Consider the following 2810-nt stretch of genomic DNA (forward strand, 5'->3'; position numbering starts at 1 on the left):
AATTCAATACCAAATTAATACATTAATGACAACAAACGGTTAAAATTGGCCGCGCTTATTAGGAATAATAAGATGAACAGGTGGTGAACCTACAAATGTAGGGTGTGTTTCGTATAGAAATGCTAACGATGAACGCTAAGTCTAAAATAAAAGGTTGAGGCGTGCGTTTAACTCGTCGTAATCCTAAAGGATAACTAATTACTATGCCACACGTTGTTTGGCAAGTAAACGTAAAAATGAAAAGAAAGCAAAATGGTCGGTTTTTGACCATGAAGACTTTATTGAATTTTATAGAAGAGTTGCACGACGAAACTAGATTGAATAAAAGCCAAGTTTAAAAATCTAAATTTTAGATATGCCAATATCGTGCCAAGTCCTAAAAAGCTGAACCATGCGAATATTGCGACGTAAAAATGAAGAGAAAGCCGGTATGAGTGTTTTTTACTCATATTGGGTTAATCTAATTTTATAGTCGTAATGTATGGGAAAGCTAGATTAAATAAAGGTGATGTTATTTGATCAAGGAAAGGTGTATCGACTATCCCGTAATGGGAGTAGGTTAAAGGTGAAAGTCCTTTTTCCGAAGCGCCACCCATCCAGACCGGATGAAGAGATAGTCAGTCCCCTTAGAAATAAGGCGGAGGGTAATGCAGAGCCCATTTGTTACATTATTTTTAAATTTAAATGAAGATGATGAGTATGCTGAAGAGGTTGCTTTAATTATCGAGGAAATCTTGAAACAACGTATTCAAGGAATTAAGAATGAAAAAGGTATTTATACGACGCCAACGTTCCCTAAATTAGTTTATGTGTTACATGAGCATAACTGTTTAGAGGGTGGTAAGTATGATTATATTACGGAGTTAGCGGTTGAATGTAGTTCTAAACGTTTATATCCGGATTATATTTCTGCTAAAGAAATGCGTAAGATTTATGAAGGAAATGTATTTAGCCCAATGGGTCAATTCTCGGCTCATGTAAAACCTTGTGAACTGTTATGTGCGTAACAGGTGTGCATTCTACAATTTTATTTGGAACAGTAGGAAATGACTGTTTGAGAGTGTGCTAACTGGGAAGCCTAAGTGCTATGGCATATGGTAATCCAGTGCTAAGCTATATAATCTCCATCAAAATGGAGTGATAAAAATCATAATATATAAAATAACTTGTACTTCAAATCAAAAAATTTATATTGGCCAAACAAGTGAAACTCTTGAAAAGAGATTTAGTCGTCATATTGGATATCAAAAGGATGAGCATGATACAAAATTTTATAGGGCAATAAAGAAATATGGGCCAGATAAATTTTGTATTGAGCAAATTGATGTTGCTGTAACTCAAGAAGAACTTGATGAAAAGGAACTGTATTGGATTAATTATTTTGATGCTGTAAATAAGGGATACAATACAAAATCAAGTAAAGGGAAATGCGGCGGCGATACATTATCTAGTCATCCTAATAAAACTGCCATTTCAGAGAAGATTAGACTGAGTAAAATCGGAGATAAAAATCCGATGAGAAGGAACGGCGGTTTAAGAGGTTCAAGAAATGGAATGTTTGGAAAAAGAGGTAAAGAAACTCCATCTGCTAGAAAATGTGTTGCAATATCTAAGCTCACAAACGAGGTGTCAATATTTGATACTTTATTGGAGCTAAAAAATCATTTTAATGTGACAACACTAGGGATGGTAAGTAACCGATGTAGAGGAAGAACAAAATCAGATTATAGGGGTTATTATTTTAAATATTATGAAGATTATATAGAAAGTCAATCGACTATCGAAAGCATAGCTCAACGTGATTGAGTGAAGAAGCGAGTAGAGTACAGTAGGGGATGCACCTACTGGAAGTGCAGGGCGCGTAGACGGATGTGGGAGTCCTGAGCGAAGATATAGTCAGAGCGAGTAACCAGTATAGAAATATACCCTCGTTTGTGTAGAAGTTTCTTATCACCATGGAAAGATGAAAATGGTGAGTATAAATTTGAAGGACGTTTCAACCAAGGGGTTGTCAGCTTAAATTTACCGCAAATCGGAATTGTAGCGGCAGGAGATGAAGAGAAGTTCTGGGATTTACTAGATAATCGTTTAGACTTATGTTTTGAAGCACTTATGTGCCGTCACAATGCCTTAAAAGGAACGTTAGCAGATGAATCTCCAATTCATTGGCAATATGGAGCCATTGCTCGTTTACCACAAGGTGAGACGATTGATAAGTTATTAATGGATGGATATTCAACCATTTCACTCGGATATATCGGGTTATATGAAGTGACGAAGTTAATGACAGGTGTTTCTCACGTTGATCCTAAAGGTGAGGCGTTTGCACTTAAGGTAATGAAACGATTAGAAGAGACAACGAAGAAGTGGAAGGCTGAAACAGGTCTTGGATTTGGATTATACGGTTCTCCGGCTGAATCATTGTGCTATCGTTTTGCAAAAATTGATTTACAGAAATTTGGTCAAATCGAGGATATTACTGATAAAGGATATTATACAAATTCTTATCATGTCGATGTTCGTGAGGAAATCGATGCGTTCAGTAAGTTACAATTTGAATCTCAATTCCAACCGATTTCAACAGGTGGATGCATTTCATACATTGAGATTCCAAATATGCAACACAATTTAGAAGCATTAAAGCAATTAGTGAATTATATTTATCATAATATTCAATACGCTGAATTTAACACGAAGTCTGACTGCTGTCATGTTTGTCACTTTGAAGGTGAAATTACGTTAAATGATGACTTATCATGGGAATGTCCGAATTGCCATAATAAGGATCAAGCGAAGATGAATGTTATTCG

Annotated in this window: 3 protein-coding genes; all 3 read left to right on the plus strand. The window is 35.8% G+C overall.

Features of this window, described 5'->3' with window-relative positions; genetic code table 11:
• Positions 1-647: 647 nt before the first annotated feature.
• Entirely contained in the window at positions 648-1007 is a 360-nt protein-coding gene (gene nrdD / locus J6D32_RS08885; RefSeq protein ID WP_006784256.1) for an anaerobic ribonucleoside-triphosphate reductase, read from the plus strand.
• 130 nt (positions 1008-1137) lie between these two features.
• A complete protein-coding gene (locus J6D32_RS08890; protein WP_006784257.1) occupies positions 1138-1806 on the plus strand; it encodes a GIY-YIG nuclease family protein in 669 nt (222 codons plus the stop codon).
• Between the two features lie 126 nt (positions 1807-1932).
• Positions 1933-2810 (plus strand): anaerobic ribonucleoside-triphosphate reductase (gene nrdD, locus J6D32_RS08895; RefSeq protein WP_287467577.1); only part of this gene is annotated, 878 nt, incomplete at its 3' end.

It is taken from the genome of Turicibacter sp., assembly GCF_017941855.1.
GTDB lineage: Bacteria > Bacillota_I > Bacilli_A > MOL361 > Turicibacteraceae > Turicibacter > Turicibacter sanguinis.